Origin of the sequence: Pseudonocardia charpentierae, assembly GCF_031845345.1 — a bacterium.
Classification (GTDB): domain Bacteria; phylum Actinomycetota; class Actinomycetes; order Mycobacteriales; family Pseudonocardiaceae; genus Pseudonocardia; species Pseudonocardia charpentierae.
In genome coordinates this window covers 458,673-476,715 of sequence record NZ_JAVREJ010000003.1, presented here as the reverse complement: position 1 = coordinate 476,715, position 18,043 = coordinate 458,673, and the positions used below count along the sequence as shown (strand labels likewise).

The following is an 18,043-nucleotide window of genomic DNA, read 5'->3' as shown; positions in this document are numbered from 1 at the left end:
TCACGGCCGCGACAGGCAGGCGAACTCGCTGTCCCCCGCGAGGGCGTTGACCGCCGGATCGACCGCCTTGAGAGGCCCTGCTCATCCCACCAGGCCCCACAAGACGATTGTTCAGGAGCGTCCTAGCGCGCCGCTGCGACCGGGTGATGTAGCGAAAGCGGCGTTGGGTGCATCTACCGCACTGAAAGCCGCTTTCGCTACATCCGGGCCGCGCGCTCAGCCCGCGATCAGCTCCACCACCGCACGCTCCAGCACCGCGCGGGTCCCGTCGTCCGCGGGCAGTCCCGCCTCGCAGCCCTCGAGCTTCTGCAGCACGGGCAGCACCGTGCGGCCGTCCTCGAACCGCTCCAGCACCCGCGGGTCGACGTACGACGACCGCGCGACCGTCGGGGTGTTGCCCAGGTGCTCCGACACCTGCTTCACCGCAGCCGTGACGAGGCGCTTGCGGCCGCGCTCCGACCCCGGCACGCCTGCCTCGGCGGCGCCCGCAGCCAGCGTCACCGCCGCCAGCACGGTCGCGTTCCAGGTGCGCAGGTCCTTGCAGGTGTAGCCCTCCCCCGCCAGCTCCTTCACCGCGCCGTTGAGGTCGGAGGTCTTCACGTCGCACCAGTCGCGCTTGATCTTGTAGGCGAGCAGTTCCTCGCCACCGCCCTTGCGACGCAGCAGGGAGCCGACGACGCGGTGCAGCAGCGGGTCGCGCAGCGCGAGCGTGCGGGGGATGTTGCCCTTGGCCGGGTAGGCGAACAGCACGGCGCCGCGCTTGAGGCTGACGTGCTCGCGGCGCAGGGTCGCGAGCCCGAAGGTGCCGTCATCGTCGTCGTCGCTGGGCGCGTACTGCTCGCCGCCCGCCCGGAAGACCCCGACGTCCAGCATCCGCACCGCGCCGGCCAGCACCCGGTCGCGGCCCAGGCCGGGTTCACGCAGCCGCCGGACGACCTCCTCGCGGACGTCCGCGAGCGTCGCCCCGAGCGTGAGCACACGGTCGTACTTCACGACGTCGCGGGCGCGTCGCCAGTCCTCGTGGTAGCGGTACTGGCGACGTCCGGCGGCGTCCGTGCCGACGGCCTGGATGTGGCCCCGCGGGTCGGTGCTGATCCACACGTCCTGCCACGCCGGGGGGATCACCAGCGCCTTGAGCCGGGCGATCTCGGCGGGATCGGTGATCACGGCGCCGGACTCGTCGTGGTAGCTGAAGCCCCGGCCGCGCCGACGCCGGGTGAGCCCGGGCTCGGTGGGGTCGACACGGACGAGGTCCGCGGGGCAGTCGTCGGTTTCCGCCCTCCCGGGCTGAGGGTCGGTTGCAGTCACGGGCCGGATTTACCCCCGCACCGGTCGCGATGAACCACCTCCGGCGCGGAGCGCCCCTTCGGTGACGGGCTTCAGCCCCCGACCGGGATCGCGTCGGCGTGCTCGCGGCAGGTGACGACCTCCGGACGGGCCTCGAGGCGCTCGTCGTCGATCTCGGTGCCGCAGACCGTGCACCGGCCGTACGTGCCGTCGTCCAGCCGGTCCAGCGCGTCCTGCACGCGCCGCCGCTGCAGCTCGACCGTCCGGACCAGCCCTTCGCTCTCCATCCGGTTCGTGATCTCGGTGCCGAAGTCGGCCGGGTGCTGGGTGGTGCCGGACTCGTTCGCGGCAAGGTCGCCGGACGCCGACTCGGCCGCGGACGCCGCGGCGAACTCGGCCCGGTCGTCGAGCTCCTTGAGCTCGGCGGTCAGCATCTCGCGGGCACGGTCGGGGTTCACGGGGGTCCTCTCCGGGGTCGGGGACCGGCGCAGGAGCGCCGGGCTCCTTGCGTTACCCCGGCCGTCCGGCCGTCAATCCCGACGGCTCCCGTGCCCGCGCGCTCAGCCGCCGGGGTGCCGGGCCTGGGGTGCGCGGCCGTAGGGCTGCTCGACCGGGTCGACGAAAGGCGGCTCCGGCAGCGGACGGACCACCGGGGAGTCGGCCAGCGCGAGCGGCTCGCCGTGGTGGCGCAGGCGCATCGGCGGACCGCTGACCAGGTGGTACTCCGCCTCGCTCGCCGTGATCGACACGCGCAGCTGCCTGCCCTGCCAGCCCAGCCCGAAGCTGATCTTGCTGAGTGCCGGAGGGAGCTGCGGGGCGAACGACAGCCCCGACGAGTCGAACTCCATGCCGCCGAACCCGGCTACCACGGCGTTCCAGGTGCCCGCCATCGACGCGATGTGCACGCCGTGGTCGGTGTTGCCCGCCAGGTTGTTCAGGTCGACCAGCGCGGCCTCGGCGAGGTAGTCGTAGGCGAGGTCGAGGTGCCCGGTCCGGGCGGCGACCATCGCCTGCGTGCACGCCGACAGCGACGAGTCGCGCACCGTCACGGCCTCGTAGTAGGCGAAGTTGCGGGCCATCTCCTCCGGAGTGAACGCGTCGGGCCGCAGCTGCATCGCGAGCACGAGGTCGGCCTGCTTGATGACCTGCTTGCGGTACAGGTCGAAGTACGGGTAGTTGAGCAGCAGCGGGTACTTCTCGGCCGGCGTGTGCTCGAAGTCCCACACCTCGTGGTGGGTGAAGCCCTCGCTCTGCGGGTGCACGCCGAGCACCTCGTCGAACGGGATGCGCATCGACTTCGCGGCGTCGCGCCAGCTCGCCATCTCCTCGGCGTTCACCCCGAGCCGGGCCGCGGCGCGGGAGTGCCGGGCGGCCACCTCAGCGGCGTAGCGGAGGTTCAGCTGGGCCATGAGGTTGGTGTAGACGTTGTTGTCGACGATGGCGGTGTACTCGTCCGGGCCCGTCACGCCGTCGATGCGGAACTCGCCGGACGAGTCGTGGTGGCCCAGGGTGCGCCACAGCCGGGCCGTCTCGACGAGCAGTTCGAGCCCGACCTCGCGCTCGAAGTCGGTGTCGCCGGTGATCAGCACGTGGCGCCGCACGGCGTCGGCGATGTCGGCGTTGATGTGGAACGCCGCCGTGCCTGCCGGCCAGTAGCCCGAGCACTCCTGCCCGCGGATCGTCCGCCACGGGAACGCGGCGCCGGAGAAGCCCAGCTGCTGGGCCCGCTCCTGGGCCAGCGGCAGGATCGACTGGCGCCAGCGCAGCGCGTCCGCCGCCGCGTCGGGCTGGAGGTGGCTGAGCACCGGGAGGCAGAAGGTCTCGGTGTCCCAGAACGTGTGGCCGTCGTAGCCGTGGCCGGTCAGCCCCTTGGCGCCGATCGCGCGCCGCTCCGCCCGCGCCCCGGCCTGGAGCACGTGGAACACCGCGACCCGCACGGCCTGCTGCAGCTCCGCGTCGCCGTCGATCTCGACGTCCGCGGTGGTCCAGAAGTCGTCGAGGAAGGTGCGCTGCTCGTCGAGCAGCCCGTCCCAGCCGGTGTAGCGCGCGGCCGCGAGCCCGGCGCGGACCTGGTCGTGCACCGCGGGCAGCGAACGCCGCGACGACCAGCCGTAGGCCAGGTACTTGACCACGCGCAGGACCGTGCCCGGCTGGAGGCGGCAGATGACGGTGGTGCGCCCGATGTCCTCGCTGGACTCAGAAGTGATCTTGGTGCCCTCGGGCCCGCGGACCTCGTGGTCCATCGCCGCGGCCACCCGCAGCCCCGAGTGGCGGGTGTGGTGGATCAGCGTGGCGCCGGAGGGATCGCTGCGGTGCTGCTCGGCGACCAGCGGATTGTGCAGGGCCGCCTCGACGCGGGGGTCGCCGCCGTGCGCCGTGGGCAGCTGCTCGTTGGCCACGAGCTCGGACTGCACCACGATCAGCGCGGGCTGCTCGACCTCGACCTCGTAGCAGATCGCCGCGACGGCCCGCTGCGTGAGCGAGACCAGTCGCTCGCTGCGCACCTTGACGGTCTTGCCCGCCGGGCTGCTCCACCGGACCTCGCGGGTGAGCGTGCCGGCCTGCAGGTCGAGCACCCGCTGGTGGCGGTGGAGCTGGCCGTATCGCAGGTCGAACGGCTCGTCGTCCACCAGCAGGCGGATGATCTTGCCGTTGGTGACGTTGATGATGGTCTGGCCGGACTCCGGGTAGCCGTAGCCGCCCTCGGCGTACGGCAGGGGGCGCCGCTCGTAGAACGAGTTGAGGTAGGTGCCCGGGGTGGCGTGCGGCTCCCCCTCGTCGAGGTTGCCGCGCAGGCCGATGTGGCCGTTGGACAGGGCGAAGACCGTCTCGGTGACGCCCATCGACGCCATGTCGAGCGACGGCTCACGCACGACCCACGGCTCGACGGTGAACGGCCGGCCGGGATCGGGACTCATTCGCTCTCCCCCAGCAGGTCCGCGAGATCCGTGACGACCACGTCGGCGCCGTGCCGGCGCAGCGCCTCGGCCTGACCGAGCCGGTCCACGCCCACCACGAAGCCGAACCCGCCCGCGCGGCCGGACTCGACCCCGGCGAGGGCGTCCTCGAACACCACCGCCTGCTCCTTGGGCACGCCCAGGTCGGCCGCCGCAGCGAGGAACGTGTCGGGTGCGGGCTTGCCGGGCAGGTTCCGCTGCTTGGCGACGACCCCGTCGACGCGGTGGTCGATCAGGTCGGCGAGGCCCGCGACCTGCAGCACCAGCTCGGCGTTGGCCGACGACGACACGACGGCGGTGGTGAGGCCGGCGGCGCGCACGGCGTGCAGGTAGCGCACGGATCCCGGGTAGACGTCGACGCCGACCGTGCGGATCTTCTCGTGGACGAGCTCGTTCTTGCGGGTCGCGAGCCCGTTGACGGTCTCGGCGTCCGGCCCGTCGGTGGACTCGCCGTCGGGCAGCGTGATCCCGCGGGAGGCCAGGAAGCCGCGGGTGCCGTCCAGCCGCGGCTTGCCGTCCACGTAGGGCCCGTAGTCGGCCTTGACGTCGAACGGCTCGAACGGCGTGCCCGTGCGCTCGGCGCGAGCACGCAGGAAGTCGTCGAACATCTGCTTCCACGCCGCGGCGTGGACGCTGGCGGTGTCGGTGAGGACGCCGTCGAGGTCGAACAGGCAGGCGCGAGTCCCGTCGGGAAGGCCGAGCATGGCGCGCAACATACCGAGCCCATGTTTCCGCCGCGTGTTGCCCTAGTGGATCAATGCTGAACAGGGACTCCGCGGGCCGCGCGCGGCAGGCGACGCCGAGCGGTTCCGCGCCGGTCAGCCTGTCGGGACGACGGTGGGCTCGCTGTCGCGGCCGTCGCCGTCGCGCTCCCCCACCCGGACCACGCAGCCCGCGCCGGCCCGCTCCACCGTCACCGTCACCGTGCCGCCGCCGCGCCGCGGCTCGATCCGCTGCTGCACCATCGCCCGCACCGCGTCCAGCACCCGCCGCGGTGCCATCGGCAGGGCGTGCAAGCCCTCGTCGACCACGATCTCCACCTGGAGCCGGGGGCCGAAGCGGGCCTGTTCGAGCTGCAGGTAGGCCCGCACCGCCGTGAGCTCGTCGCCGAGCGTGCCGGGTGTGCCCTCGGGGCGGTCGGCGACCCGGTTCAGGTCGGCGAACCCGAGCAGCAGTTCACGAGCCCGGCCGGGGTCGGTGCGCATCAGGGCGGCGATGGTGTTCAGCGCGTTGTAGACGAAATGCTGCTCGAGCCGGCGCGCCTCGACCGGCGCCGCGGCGCGCGTCGACTCCTCCGGGGCGGCGGCCGCTGCACTCTCGGCCGGCTCCGCCGGAGCGGCCGCCGGCGGTGACGCGGGCGGCGCCGCGGCCGGCGCCGCGACGTCGCGCCGCTCCTGGCGGGGAATGGCCGGGACGGCAGCGACGGCGTCGGGCGAGGAAGGCTGCCGCAGCAGCGGCGGATCGGCCGGGTCGCGGTCGACCAGGCCTCGCCACGCGGGAAGCCGGAGCCGGCCGTCCGCCGTCCAGTCGGTGAACTCCACCCGCCCGACGAGGCGGGGGGCCGCCCACTGCGCATCGCGGGCGACGGCCGCGGGCAGCGGCGCGACGAACGGCGACCCCGGCCGACGGATCCGGGTCAGCTCGGCGGTGATCTCCCGGAGCTCCTCCCCCGCGCCGAGACCGACGCGGCCCACGTAGCGGAGCCCCTCGCCGGGGTCGAGGTCGGGCACGCCGAGCAGCAGGGCGCCGACCCGGTCCGGCCGCTGCGGGTCAGCCGGCGTCCACCCGCCGACGACCACCAGCCCGGACCGGCGCAGCGGGACCCGCAGCCACGACCGGGGCCGCCGGCCGGGCCGGTACGGGGCGTCGAGGTGGCGGGCATGCAGCGCCTCGGCGCCGTACTCCTCCGCGGTGCGCATCACGGCCGACGCCTCCGCGACGGGGAACGTCGGCGAGACGACGACGGGCGGCCGGGCGAGGCCGAGCTCCTCGAGCAGCTCCCGGCGCTGCCGGTAGGGCAGGTCGACCAGGTCGCGCCCGGCGGTCCACAGCATGTCGCCGACGACGAACCCCACCGGCGTCCGGCGCAGCACGGCGGCCGACGGGTGGGTGGACGCCGTCCGCCGCTGGAGCTGGCGGCGCCGCGGCAGGCCGCTCTCACCGACCGCGACGACCGTCCCGTCGAGCACCATGCCGGCGCGCGGCGCCCGCCGGGTCAGCGGCTCGACCAGTTCGGGGAATGACGACGTCACGTCGCGACCGTTCACGGTGCGCAGCCGCACCCGGTCCGGATGGACGTGCGCGAGGCAGCGCAGCCCCTCCCAGGCGAACTCGACGACCCAGTCGCCGTCGTCCGGCAGCGAGCCGGGCGCGGCGAGCATGGGCGGCACCAGCTGGGGCATGGACGTGCCGGACGGACGGGCGGAGCCCGCGACCCCGGCTCCCGCGGCGCGCGGCGCCCCCGTACCTGGCACGGGGCCCACCGTAGCCGCAGGGTGACGGGCCGACGCCGGATGGCGGCAGTCGCCTCCTCGAACGGCCGCCCCCTCGCGCCCGGCAGCGCGGCGGAGAGGACGATCGGTCCCATCATGCTGCTGACCGACCGCCTCCCACCCGCGCCCGATCCCGACATCTTGGTGGAGGTGTTCGCCGAGTGGGCCTTCGAGGAGCAGGGGATCTCGCTCTACCCCGCCCAGGAGGAGGCGCTGCTGGAACTGGTCACGGGCGCGAACGTGATCCTCTCGACGCCGACCGGCTCGGGGAAGTCGCTGGTCGCGATCGGGGCGCACGCCGCCGCGCTGGCCCGCGGGCAGCGCACGTTCTACACCGCGCCGATCAAGGCGCTGGTCAGCGAGAAGTTCTTCGCCCTCATCGACGTGTTCGGCGCGGACAAGGTCGGGATGCTCACCGGTGACGCCGCCGTGAACGAGACCGCGCCGATCATCTGCTGCACCGCCGAGATTCTGGCGAACATCGCCCTGCGCAGCGGCGCGCGCGCCGACGTCGGGTCGGTCGTCATGGACGAGTTCCACTTCTACGCCGACCCGGACCGCGGCTGGGCGTGGCAGGTGCCGCTGATCGAGCTGCCGCAGGCGCAGTTCCTCCTCATGTCGGCCACGCTGGGCGACGTCACCTTCTTCCGCGACGACCTGACCCGTCGCACGGACCGGCCGACTGCGCTGGTCACGTCGGTCGAGCGGCCCGTCCCCCTGCACTACCGCTACGTGCTGAGCCCGCTGCACGAGACGATCACCGAGCTGCTCTCGACGCACGAGGCCCCCGTCTACGCGGTGCACTTCACCCAGGCGTCGGCGGTGGAGCGGGCGCAGGCCCTGATGAGCGTCAACGTCACGGGCCGCGAGGAGAAGCAGGCCATCGCGGACCTGATCGGCAAGTTCCGGTTCACCGCGGGGTTCGGGAAGACGCTGTCCCGGCTGGTCCGGCACGGGATCGGCGTCCACCACGCCGGCATGCTCCCCCGCTACCGGCGCCTGGTGGAGACCCTCGCGCAGGCCGGCCTGCTCAAGGTCATCTGCGGTACCGACACCCTCGGCGTCGGCATCAACGTGCCGATCCGCACGGTGCTGTTCACCGCGCTGACCAAGTACGACGGGGTGCGCAGCCGCGGGCTCAAGGCCCGCGAGTTCCACCAGATCGCCGGGCGCGCCGGCCGGGCGGGCTACGACGTCGTCGGCACGGTCGTCGCGCAGGCGCCCGAGCACGAGGTGGAGAACGCCCGGCTGCTCGCGCGGGCGGGCGACGACGTCAAGAAGCGCCGTCGGATCGTGCGCAAGAAGGCGCCCGAGGGGTTCGTCAACTGGTCGGACAAGACCTTCGAGCGCCTGCAGAACGCCCAGCCGGAGCCGTTGACCAGCCACTTCGTCGTGTCGCACGCGATGGTGCTCAACGTGATCTCGCGGCCCGGCGACGCCTTCGCCGCCATGCGGCACCTGCTGGAGGACAACCACGAGCCGCGCGACCGGCAGCGCCGCCACATCCTGCGGGCCATCTCGATCTACCGCGGGCTGCGGCAGGCGGGGGTCGTCGAGGAGCTGGCGGAGCCCGACCCGGAGGGCAGGCGGGTGCGCATCGTCGGCGATCTGCAGCTCGACTTCGCGCTGAACCAGCCGCTGTCCCCGTTCGCCCTCGCGGCGCTGGAGCTGCTCGACCGCGACTCCCCCGACTACCCCATGGACGTGCTGTCCGTCGTCGAGGCGACGCTGGACGACCCGCGGCCGGTGCTGTACGCGCAGCAGAGCAAGGCCAAGGGCGAGGCCGTGGCGGCGATGAAGGCCGAGGGCATCGAGTACGAGGAGCGGATGACGCTGCTCGAGGACGTCAGCTGGCCCAAACCGCTCGACGAGCTGCTCACCGGCGCCCTGGAGTCCTACCGGCGCGCCCATCCGTGGGTGGCCGACGCGCGGCTGTCGCCGAAGTCGGTGGTGCGCGACATGAGCGAGCGGGCGATGACGTTCGTCGAGTACGTCGGGCATTACCAGCTCGCCCGCTCCGAGGGTCTGGTGCTGCGCTACCTCGCCGACGCCTACCGGGCGCTGCGCCAGACCGTGCCCGACGAGGCCAAGACCGAAGAGCTGACCGATGTCGTCGAGTGGCTCGGCGAGCTGGTGCGCCAGGTCGACTCCAGCCTGCTCGACGAGTGGGAGAAGCTCGCCCAGGGATTGGACACAGCCGGTGAGGACGCCATCGAGGAGGGCCGCCCGCCGCTGGACCCTGCAGGATTTCTGCGAAGCCCCGCGGGCGTCACCCGCAACACCCGCGCCTTCCGCGTGCTGGTGCGCAACGCGCTCTTCCGCCGGGTCGAGCTGGCCGCGCTGCGACGCTGGGACCTGCTGGGCGAGCTGGACCGCGAGGCCGGCTGGGACGGCGAGCGCTGGCGGGAGGCGCTGGAGCCGTACTTCGCGGAGCACGGCGACAGCACGGCAGCCATCGGCACGGGGCCCGACGCCCGCGGCCCGCAGTTCCTCACGATCACCGAGGAGCCGCAGCGCTGGCTCGTGCGGCAGGTCCTCGACGACCCGGCCGGCGACCGCGACTGGGCGATCAGCGCCGAGGTCGACCTGGCCGCGTCGGACGAAGAGGGCGCCGCGGTCGTCTGGGTGACCGCGGTGGAGCCGCTCGGGGGCCTGTAGGCCGCGGTCGGAGCACGGGATCGCGACACGCCGTCGTGCGGTCGTTGACTATCCGTGAGCGTCAACGTATCGATGCCAGCATGAAGTTCGACGAGGCCCAGCGCTGGCTCGACCAGGCCGACCCGCAGATCACCCGCGACCCGTCGATCACCAAGCAGATCGACCAGCTCAAGGCGAAGGCCAAGGAGGGGACGCTCACCCGCAACGGCGCTGCGGCCTGGTACGCGATGGTCCAGGAGCTGCGGCGGCTCGCCGACTACTACGAGCGCGACCTGATCCGGCAGCTGCGTTCCGACGGCATGACCTGGGCCCAGGTCGCCGACGCCGTGCAGGCGCAGCTCAACAGCCGGCAGGCCGCGCAGGCGAAGTGGAAGCGGCTCATCGACCCCGGCCGGCGCACGACGAGCGGCGACATGCAGCGCGGCGGACGGAAGAAGGGCACGCCGTCACAGCCCACCGTCGCGGACGCTCAGTGACCCGGCGGGCACGGGTTGCGGCCTGTACTGTCCGCTCCTGACGCGACCTGCACCGCGACCGGCCTGCGCCTGACCCCCGCCGACCGAGGGAGAACGATGTCCGTCGAGCGTCCCTCGTGGGCCTCCTCCGAGGTCGACATCACCCGCCCCAGCGTCGCCCGCGTCTACGACTTCTATCTCGGTGGGTCGCACAACTTCGAGTCCGACCGCACCTTCGGCCAGACGGTCGTCGAGGCATATCCGGCCCTGCCCACCGTTCTGCGGCAGAACCGTGCGTTCCTGCGACGGGCCGTGCGTCACCTCGCCGAGGTCGGGGTGGACCAGTTCCTGGACCTCGGCTCCGGCATCCCGACGGTCGGCAACGTCCACGAGGTCGCGCAGGCGGCCCGGCCGGACGCGTTGGTGGTGTACGTCGACCACGACCCGGTCGCCGTCACGCACAGCCGCGAACTCGTCGACGACAGGCCGCGGACGTGTGTGCTGGACGCCGACTTCCTCGACGTGGAGCAGGTCCTGGACCTGGCCGTGCGGGAAGGGGGCATGGACCTGGACCGGCCGGTCGCCCTGCTCGCGGTCGCGGTTCTGCACTTCGTCCCGGACGACCGCGGGCCTGCCGAGACGATGGCCCGCTACATGAGCGCGCTGGCCCCGGGCAGCCACCTGGCGATCAGCCACTCGCGCTCCGACGGCGAGCCCGAGGCCGTGGCGGGCCAGCAGCTGTACCGGCAGGAGCGCTCCCTGCCGTCCATGCATCCGCGCAGCACCGCCGCGATCGCCGGGCTGTTCGGCGACCTCACCGTGGTTCCCCCCGGCCTCGTCCCGGTCCCCTGCTGGCGCCCGGGCCCTGCCGACACCGTCGATGCCGACGAGGCGACCGACGACCATCCGCTGCTCGCCGGCATGGGTCGGCGGGACTGAGAACGGACGTGGCCGAGGCACCGGACACGGGGGCGAGCGGGCCGCTCCCGACAGCGGAGCAGCTCGCCCGCGTGTGGGCGCGGGCCGTCGCCGACACCAGCTTCGTGCCGATGGACCACAAGACGATCGTGGTCTTCCTGCGCGGCCTGGCCGACGACCTGCTCGCGGCACTCCGTGCGGACGAGCTGGACCACGCGGTGCCACTGCGGGTCGGCGCGGCTCTCGTCCATGCCCACTTCACCGAGGCCGGCTCGATCGAGCACACGCTGGCGGTGCTGGGTCGCGAGCTCCGCCCGCTCGGCGGGGCCGAGGGGGCGGGGCGGCTGGCCGCGGTCCAGGGAGCGGTCGCCGCCGGATACGCCCGGGCGCTGCAGGAACGCACGCGCCAGGAACAGCAGGAGGTCACCGCGTCGGCGTTCGCCGCGCGCACCGCAGCCGAGCAGGCGCGATGGGCCAGTGAGGCACGCTTCCAGGCGGTGTTCGCCGACGCGCTGATCGGGATCGGGCTCGCCGACACGGAGGGGCGCATCGTCGACATCAACCGGGCGATGTGCGAGATCCTCGGCCGCCCGCCCGAGGAGCTGTCGAACGGCATGATCTGGACGTTCGTCCACCCCGAGGACGTGCCGGGCCTGTGGGACCGGACCAAGGAGCTGCTCGCCGGCGAACGCAACCACCTGCGGCTGGAGAAGGCCTACTTCCGGCCGGACGGCTCGGAGGTGTGGACCGACCTCGTGCTCTCCCTCATCCGCGACCCGGACGGCAGCCCCCTGTACATGGTCGCGATGATGGAGAACATCACCGAGCGCCACCGGCTGCAGACCCGCCTGCAGCACCAGGCGCAGCACGATCCCCTCACGGACCTGCCGAACCGCACCCTGTTCTTCGAGCGGCTCGAGGCCGCGCTGCAGGCCGAGACCCATCCGGGCGTCTGCTACCTGGATCTCGACGGGTTCAAGGCCGTCAACGACACGCTCGGCCACGACCTCGGCGACCGGTTGCTGCACGCAGTCGCCCGACAGCTCGTCGACGCCGTGGGCAGCGCCGGGCACCTGGTGGCCCGCATGGGGGGCGACGAGTTCGTCGTCCTGGTCGACGGGATCGAGGAGGGCGAAGCGGGGAACGAACGCCTGCGCGCCGTGGCGCGGACGGCGCTCGAGGCCGTACGGCGCCCGATCCGGCTCGACGAGAACGAGATCGTCGTGTCCGCGAGCATCGGCGTGGTCCGCGCCGACGGCGGCCACGACGCCGCCGAGCTCATGAAGGCGGCCGACACCACGCTCTACTGGGCCAAGGCGGACGGCCGCAACCGGTACGCGCTGTTCGACGAGGATCGCCACCGCAGCGACGTCGACCGCTTCGAGCTCTCGGCCCGGATGCCCGACGCGCTCACCCGTGGCGAGTTCAGCCTGGAGTACCAGCCCCTGGTCCGGCTGGCCGACCGCTCCGTACTCGGCGTGGAGGCGCTCCTGCGGTGGACGCTGCCTGACGGCAGGCGGCTCGACCCGGGCCGGTTCGTGCCGCTAGCCGAAGACAGCGGGTTCATCGTGCCCCTGGGCCGCTGGGTGCTCCGACAGGCCTGCCGCAACGCCGCGGCCTGGGCGGCCACGAACCCGGACACGCAGCCGCTCATGAGCGTGAACGTAGCGGCGCGGCAGCTGCGCGAGCCGTCGTTCGTCGGCGACGTCGCTGCGGTCCTGGCCGCGACGGGCTGGCCGGCGGAGCTGCTGCAGCTCGAGCTGACCGAGAGCGCGCTGATGGGCACGCCCGACGGCTCGCTCGCCGCCCTGCACGCGCTCTCGGGCATGGGGGTGCGCATCGCGATCGACGACTTCGGCACCGGGTACTCGAACTTCGCCTACCTGCGCCAACTGCCGGTGCACGCGCTCAAGCTGGCGGGGTCGTTCGTCACGGGTGCCGCGGGCCGCGGAGGTGGGGCTGACGACCGGTCCGGGCAGACAGGGGGCGAGCAGGTCGACCACGAGGTCGTCGGGCTGGTGATCCGGCTCGCGCACACGCTGGGCCTGACGGTGACGGCCGAGTCGGTGGAGACCGCATCGCAGTTCGCACACCTGCGGCAGCTCGGCTGCGACACCGGGCAGGGCTGGTACTTCGCCCCGGCGGTGCCCGCCGAGCAGATCCCGCGGCTGCTGGCGGCCCGCATGGGGGACCAGCGCTAGCCCGTAGCCTGCGCGCCGTGGTGGTCTACAGCGCGGGCATCCTGCTGCACCGGCCGGCTGCGGCCGGTCCGGAAGTGCTGCTCGGGCACATGGGCGGCCCGTTCTGGGCCCGCAAGGACGCTGGTGCGTGGTCGGTGCCGAAGGGCGAACACGACCCGGACGAGGAGCCGCTCGCGGCGGCGGTGCGCGAGTTCACCGAGGAGCTGGGCACGCCCCCGCCGTCCGGCGCGCCGTCGCCGCTGGGCACCGTGCGGCAGCCGAGCGGCAAGCGGCTCACAGTCTTCGCCCTCGAAGGCGACCTCGACGCCGACGCCGTGGTCAGCAACACCTTCGCTCTCGAGTGGCCCCGCGGGTCGGGGCGCATGCAGGAGTTCCCCGAGATCGACCGCGCGGCCTGGTTCGGGCTGCCCGACGCCCGGCGCGCCGTCGTCCGCGGCCAGCTGCCGTTCCTCGACCGGCTCGAGGCACTGCTCGCCGGCGGGGGTGGCCGCCCGCCGGATTGACCGGCACGGGGCCGGGGTAAGCGAGACCGTGACGCCCCGCGATCCACACATCGCCACTCCGGTCTCCCCCGCCCGGGTCTCCGCCCTCCCGCTCTCGACGCCGGCCTCGCCGTCGGTGTGGCGAGGGCTGCTGCGCGGTGCCGCCGCCGGTGCGGCCGGCACCACGGCGCTCAACGCCGTCACCTACCTCGACATGGCGCTGCGGGGACGCCCGGCGAGCGGCGCGCCCGAGCAGGTCGTCCAGCGGCTCGCCGGCAAGGCGGGCGTCGACCTGCCCGGCGGCCGCAAGGAACGGGCGAACCGCGTCGCGGGACTGGGTCCGCTGGCCGGGATCGCGGCGGGCGTCGGGGTGGGCGCGCTGGCCGGCGTGCTCCGCAGTGCCGGCGTCCGGGTGCCGACCCCCGTCGGCGGCCCGCTGCTGGGTGTCGCCGCGATGGCCGCCTCGGACGTCCCCCTGGGCGCGCTCGGCGTCAGCGACCCGCGCACCTGGTCGGCCACCGACTGGGTGAGCGACGCCCTGCCCCACCTCGTGTACGGGCTGACCACGCACGCCACCCTGACTGCGGCGTCGGCGGCCGAGGAGGAGCGCAGGACCCCGGTCCGTGCGCCGGCCTCGACGCTGCTGCGGGCGGCCGCGCTCGGTGCCGCGTCCGGCTCGCGGAGCACAGCCGGGGTGACCGCGGTCGCGCTGACCTCGGCGCGCGGCGACCGGGGCCGGGTCGCGTCGGGCCTGGGCAGCACCACGGGCACCACCGTCAGCGGGGTGCTCGCACTGGGCGAGCTGGTCGCCGACAAACTGCCGTTCGTCCCGAGCCGGCTCGGCGCCCCGGCGCTCGGCGGCCGGGTGCTGCTCGGCGGCACGTCGGCGGCCGCGGAGGCCCGTCGCGACGGCCACGACCCCGTGCTGCCGGCCCTCGTCGGCGCCGCCGTCGCGGTCGGTGCCGCCGTGCTCGGCTCACGGCTCCGCGGGGTCGCGGCGGAGCGGTTCGGATCCGACAAGCCCGGCGCCTTTCTCGAAGACGGGGCCGCCGCCGTCCTAGGCTGGCTCGGAGCGCGGCGTCCGGCTGCGTGATCCGCCCTACCCGAGGAGCAGCGTGCCCGGTACCACCAGGGGTTTCTTCGGCCGCAGCCGTGCCGCGCGCGATCCGCGCCTGCCACCCGGCCAGTACGACGCCCGCGACGACTGGCCCGTTCTGCACGCCGAGGCCACACCCCGCCTCGACACCGACCGCTGGACCTTCACCGTCGAAGGGCTCGTCGAAGAGCCTTCGACGTGGACGTGGGCCGAGATGCACGCCCTGCCGCCGTCGCGCTACTCCGGGGACATCCACTGTGTGACGACCTGGTCGAAGCTGGGCATGACGTTCGACGGGGTGTCGGTCGACACCCTGCTCGCGGCGGCCCGGCCGCTGCCGTCGGCCACGCACGTCGTCGCGTTCTCCCACACCGGGTACACCACCAACCTGCCGCTGGCCGACGTCACCGACGGCAAGGCGTGGGTCGCGTGGGACGCCGACGGCAAGGCGCTGACGGCCGAGCACGGCGGGCCGGCCCGGCTGCTGGTGCCGCATCTCTACTTCTGGAAGAGCGCCAAGTGGGTGGCGGGGCTGCGCCTGCTCGACCACGACGAGCCGGGCTTCTGGGAGCGCAACGGCTATCACGACAGGGGCGATCCCTGGCAGGAGCAGCGGTACCAGGGAGACTGACCATGGCCGCCCCCGTTCCGGACACCGCCCTGGGTACCGCCCTGGGCACAGCCCTGGGCACAGCCCTGGGCACAGCCGCCGACCCGGTGCCGGGGCCCGGTCCCGGCGCGCCGATCCACTGGCAGACGGCCCGCGTCCTCGCCGTCCACGACGAGACCCCGCGGGCGAAGACCTTCCGCCTCGAGCTGCCCCACCGCACGCGGCACATGGCCGGGCAGTACTTCGTGCTGCGACTGGTCGCGCCCGACGGCTACACGGCGTCGCGCGCGTACTCGCTGTCGTCGCCGCCGGAGGGGCCCGACGGGTCGACAGTGATCGACCTGACCGTCGAGCTGCTCGACGACGGCGAGGTCTCCAGCTACCTGCACGAGGTCGTCCAGCCCGGCGACGAGCTGGAGGTGCGCGGGCCGGTCGGGGCGTTCTTCGCCTGGAACGGCCACGACCCCGCACTGCTCGTCGCGGGCGGGTCCGGGATCGTCCCGCTGATGGCGATGCTGCGGCTGGCCCGCCGCACCGGCCGCTCGGACCTCGTCCGTCTGCTCGTGTCCGTGCGCACGCCGGCAGACCTCTACTTCGCTGACGAGCTCCCCGGGCCCGAGGCGACCGTCGCCTACACGCGGGCGGCCCCGCCGGGCTGCGCGCGGGGCGTCGGCCGGCTCGCGCTCGCCGACGTCGCTCCGCTGGTGCGCGGCGGGGAGACGGTGTTCGTCTGCGGCTCGGCGCGGTTCGCCGAGGCCGCGACGACCCTGCTCCTCGAGGCGGGCGTGCCGGTCGGCGCGATCCGGGTGGAGCGCTTCGGGCCGTCGGGCTAGCAGGCGGGATATCCGGCGATCACTAACGGGAGCGGCGCGAACACGTTCGGGTGAGATCAAGTGCGGTTGCGCGACGTCGCGGTCGCACAGCGCCAAGCTGGAGGCACCAGACCTGCCGACCAGGGAGTATCGCATGGAGTGCACCGGGGCCGCCCACAGCACCGTCCGTACCGCTGTCCGCTCCGTGGCCCTGGTCGTGGGTATGGCGGCGATCGGCGTCCTCGCCGCCGGTGGCGTCGCCGCGGGCCGCGCGTCGTCGGCACCGGGGCCGGGTTCCGTCGGCTCCCCGACACTCGTCGTGGCACTGCCGGAACGTGTCAGGGCGTCGAACCGCGCCTGGTAGCCCGGTCTAGGGCTCCAGGCGACCGTCCGCCAGGCGCCGGTAGATCTCCGCCGCCGCGCGGCTGAACCCGTCCGGCAGGCCCGCGGCCGCCACGGCGTCCGCCGCCTCATCCATCTCCCCCGCCCAGCGCCACGCCTTGGTGGCCCCGCCGCCGGCACCCGCGAGGGCCGCGGCGAAGTCGACGCCGTTGCGCTCCAGCTCGCCGCGCAGCTCCTTCTCGACGCCGAACCCGCGGGCGGCGGCGGCCATCTCCAGCCAGATCGCCGGCAGCGCCTTGCTCTGCAGCGCGAAGCAGGCCTTGAGCGCGCTCGCGGTGCCGAGGTCGGGGCCCAGGACCCGCGCGTCGAAGGGCGAGCCGGCGAACAGGGCGGCGACGTCGGCGGCCGCGGCGCCCGCCAGCCACAGCACCGTGTGCCCGCGCTCCCACGCCGGCGGCCCGATGATCGCCCCGTCGACGACCCGGTCCGGGCCGAGCCGGTCCGCGATCGCGTGCACCGTCGACGGCGACACGGCGTTCGCGTCGACGTAGATCGGGCTGCGGCCCGTCCCGTCGAGGGCCGCCGCGACCTCCTCCGCCGTCGCGCGGGCCGCGTGCGGCGGGCACACCGAGAGGATCGCGTCGGAGCGCCGGGCCAGGGCCGCGACGTCCGGGACCGCCACGAGGTCGGCCAGCTCGGCCCGCTTGGAGGTGGCCTGGCTGCGGCCGGCGGCGGCCCAGACCACGGCGCCCGCGCGGGGGCGCAGGGCCGAGCCGACGGCCGCGCCCATCGCGCCCGGGTGCAGCACGCCGACCACAGGACGAGACGGGATCGCAGTCACGGCGCCATCGTGCCCCATGCAGGCCGGCGCCCGACCCGGATGGTCACGCCGCGGCGAACAGCCGCTCCACCTGGTCGCGCACGGCCGTGAAGACCGGCAGTACGCCCGGGACCACCAGCACGAACAGCACCAGCGTGCTCACCGTCAACGCCGGAGCCACGAGCCACGACTCGACCGCCCCGCCGGTGCGGAACCGCGCCGCCTTGGGGCTGCCCACCGGGTACCAGGTGCGCCCGCGGATGGGCAGCGGCCACAGCAGCGGGGCACCGCTCTCGGTGATCGCGTCGCCCACGGCGTGCACCAGCATGCCGAGGGCCACGGCCGTGCCGAGCCACCCCGCCGTGCCGGCCGTGCCGCCGGGCACCCACTCCTGGACGCCCCAGGTCAGGCCGGCAGCGATCACCAGCGACGGCGGCCCGGGGACCAGCGCGTCCAGGCCCTTGATCGCCAGCGCGATGCAGACGAACAGGGTGCCGAGCAGCACGGGCGTGCCCCAGGCCGCGGAGGCGAGGTTCACCGCGAGGCCGAGCAACACCGCGCCCGCGGCCGTGTGGGTCAGGCCCCGGTGCGTGCCCTTGCCGTGGTCGCGACGGCCCCGGGTGAGGTCGAAGACGAACCCGGACAGCGGCCGGACGGCGTTGCAGGCCAGCCAGGAGAACACCGAGAAGCGGCGGGTCGCGGTCGACGACGGGTGGTCGAGGTCGGGCAGCAACGCGGCCCCGGCACACACGGCCGCGAAGGTCAGCACGCTGCCGGGGCTGGGCGCGACGTCGGCGATCCGTGGCGCGAACCCCGCGACCGCGAGACCGAGCGCGGCACCGGACGTGGCGTGACTGACGGCGAGCACGTGATCGACATTAGTGACCGCCGGTAGGCGGGCCGGTCCGGCGCG

16 protein-coding genes are annotated in these 18,043 nt (G+C 74.0%); 9 read left to right on the top strand and 7 right to left on the bottom strand.

What is annotated here, in order from left to right; genetic code table 11:
• Positions 1 to 216: 216 nt before the first annotated feature.
• The 5 genes from RM445_RS07660 to RM445_RS07640 form a co-directional block, all read right to left on the bottom strand.
• Positions 217 to 1,308, bottom strand: coding sequence for a DNA topoisomerase IB (locus RM445_RS07660; RefSeq protein WP_311555423.1), 1,092 nt, complete (start codon positions 1,306 to 1,308; stop codon positions 217 to 219).
• A gap of 71 nt (positions 1,309 to 1,379) precedes the next feature.
• A complete protein-coding gene (locus RM445_RS07655; RefSeq protein WP_311555422.1) occupies positions 1,380 to 1,745 on the bottom strand; it encodes a TraR/DksA C4-type zinc finger protein in 366 nt (121 codons plus the stop codon).
• Positions 1,746 to 1,847: 102 nt separating this feature from the next.
• The gene (locus RM445_RS07650) at positions 1,848 to 4,205 is read right to left on the bottom strand and encodes a glycoside hydrolase family 65 protein (RefSeq protein WP_311555421.1); all 2,358 of its coding nucleotides are present in this window, start codon (positions 4,203 to 4,205) and stop codon (positions 1,848 to 1,850) included.
• A complete protein-coding gene (locus tag RM445_RS07645; protein ID WP_311555420.1) occupies positions 4,202 to 4,948 on the bottom strand; it encodes a beta-phosphoglucomutase family hydrolase in 747 nt (248 codons plus the stop codon). The genes RM445_RS07650 and RM445_RS07645 overlap by 4 nt, the downstream gene beginning before the upstream one ends.
• Positions 4,949 to 5,062: 114 nt before the next feature.
• Positions 5,063 to 6,718, bottom strand: a complete 1,656-nt coding sequence (locus RM445_RS07640) for an ATP-dependent DNA ligase (protein WP_311555419.1) — start codon at positions 6,716 to 6,718, stop codon at positions 5,063 to 5,065.
• A 114-nt stretch (positions 6,719 to 6,832) separates the two neighbouring features.
• Between RM445_RS07640 and RM445_RS07635 the strand changes: the two genes are divergently transcribed.
• From RM445_RS07635 to RM445_RS07595, 9 genes are all read left to right on the top strand, one after another.
• Positions 6,833 to 9,394 (top strand): DEAD/DEAH box helicase, encoded by a 2,562-nt coding sequence (locus RM445_RS07635; RefSeq protein WP_311555418.1) that lies wholly within the window; start codon positions 6,833 to 6,835, stop codon positions 9,392 to 9,394.
• A gap of 80 nt (positions 9,395 to 9,474) precedes the next feature.
• Positions 9,475 to 9,870, top strand: coding sequence for a hypothetical protein (locus RM445_RS07630; RefSeq protein ID WP_311555417.1), 396 nt, complete (start codon positions 9,475 to 9,477; stop codon positions 9,868 to 9,870).
• A 96-nt stretch (positions 9,871 to 9,966) separates the two neighbouring features.
• Positions 9,967 to 10,788, top strand: a complete 822-nt coding sequence (locus RM445_RS07625; protein ID WP_311555416.1) for an SAM-dependent methyltransferase — start codon at positions 9,967 to 9,969, stop codon at positions 10,786 to 10,788.
• Positions 10,789 to 10,796: 8 nt separating this feature from the next.
• A complete protein-coding gene (locus RM445_RS07620; RefSeq protein ID WP_311555415.1) occupies positions 10,797 to 12,968 on the top strand; it encodes a putative bifunctional diguanylate cyclase/phosphodiesterase in 2,172 nt (723 codons plus the stop codon).
• A 17-nt stretch (positions 12,969 to 12,985) separates the two neighbouring features.
• Positions 12,986 to 13,471: an NUDIX domain-containing protein gene (locus tag RM445_RS07615; protein WP_397469247.1), complete on the top strand. Its 486-nt coding sequence runs from the start codon at positions 12,986 to 12,988 to the stop codon at positions 13,469 to 13,471.
• 28 nt (positions 13,472 to 13,499) lie between these two features.
• Entirely contained in the window at positions 13,500 to 14,543 is a 1,044-nt protein-coding gene (locus RM445_RS07610; protein WP_311555414.1) for a hypothetical protein, read from the top strand.
• Positions 14,544 to 14,565: 22 nt separating this feature from the next.
• Entirely contained in the window at positions 14,566 to 15,177 is a 612-nt protein-coding gene (locus RM445_RS07605; protein WP_311555413.1) for a sulfite oxidase-like oxidoreductase, read from the top strand.
• 2 nt (positions 15,178 to 15,179) lie between these two features.
• Positions 15,180 to 15,989, top strand: a complete 810-nt coding sequence (locus RM445_RS07600; RefSeq protein ID WP_311555412.1) for an FAD-binding oxidoreductase — start codon at positions 15,180 to 15,182, stop codon at positions 15,987 to 15,989.
• A gap of 133 nt (positions 15,990 to 16,122) precedes the next feature.
• A complete protein-coding gene (locus RM445_RS07595; protein WP_311555411.1) occupies positions 16,123 to 16,332 on the top strand; it encodes a hypothetical protein in 210 nt (69 codons plus the stop codon).
• 6 nt (positions 16,333 to 16,338) lie between these two features.
• On the opposite strand, the gene RM445_RS07590 is transcribed toward RM445_RS07595, so the two are convergent.
• Together RM445_RS07590 and RM445_RS07585 are read right to left on the bottom strand one after the other, a co-directional pair.
• Positions 16,339 to 17,151, bottom strand: coding sequence for a DUF1932 domain-containing protein (locus tag RM445_RS07590; RefSeq protein ID WP_311555410.1), 813 nt, complete (start codon positions 17,149 to 17,151; stop codon positions 16,339 to 16,341).
• 43 nt (positions 17,152 to 17,194) lie between these two features.
• Entirely contained in the window at positions 17,195 to 17,998 is an 804-nt protein-coding gene (locus RM445_RS07585) for a metal-dependent hydrolase (RefSeq protein WP_311555409.1), read from the bottom strand.
• Positions 17,999 to 18,043 lie beyond the last annotated feature (45 nt).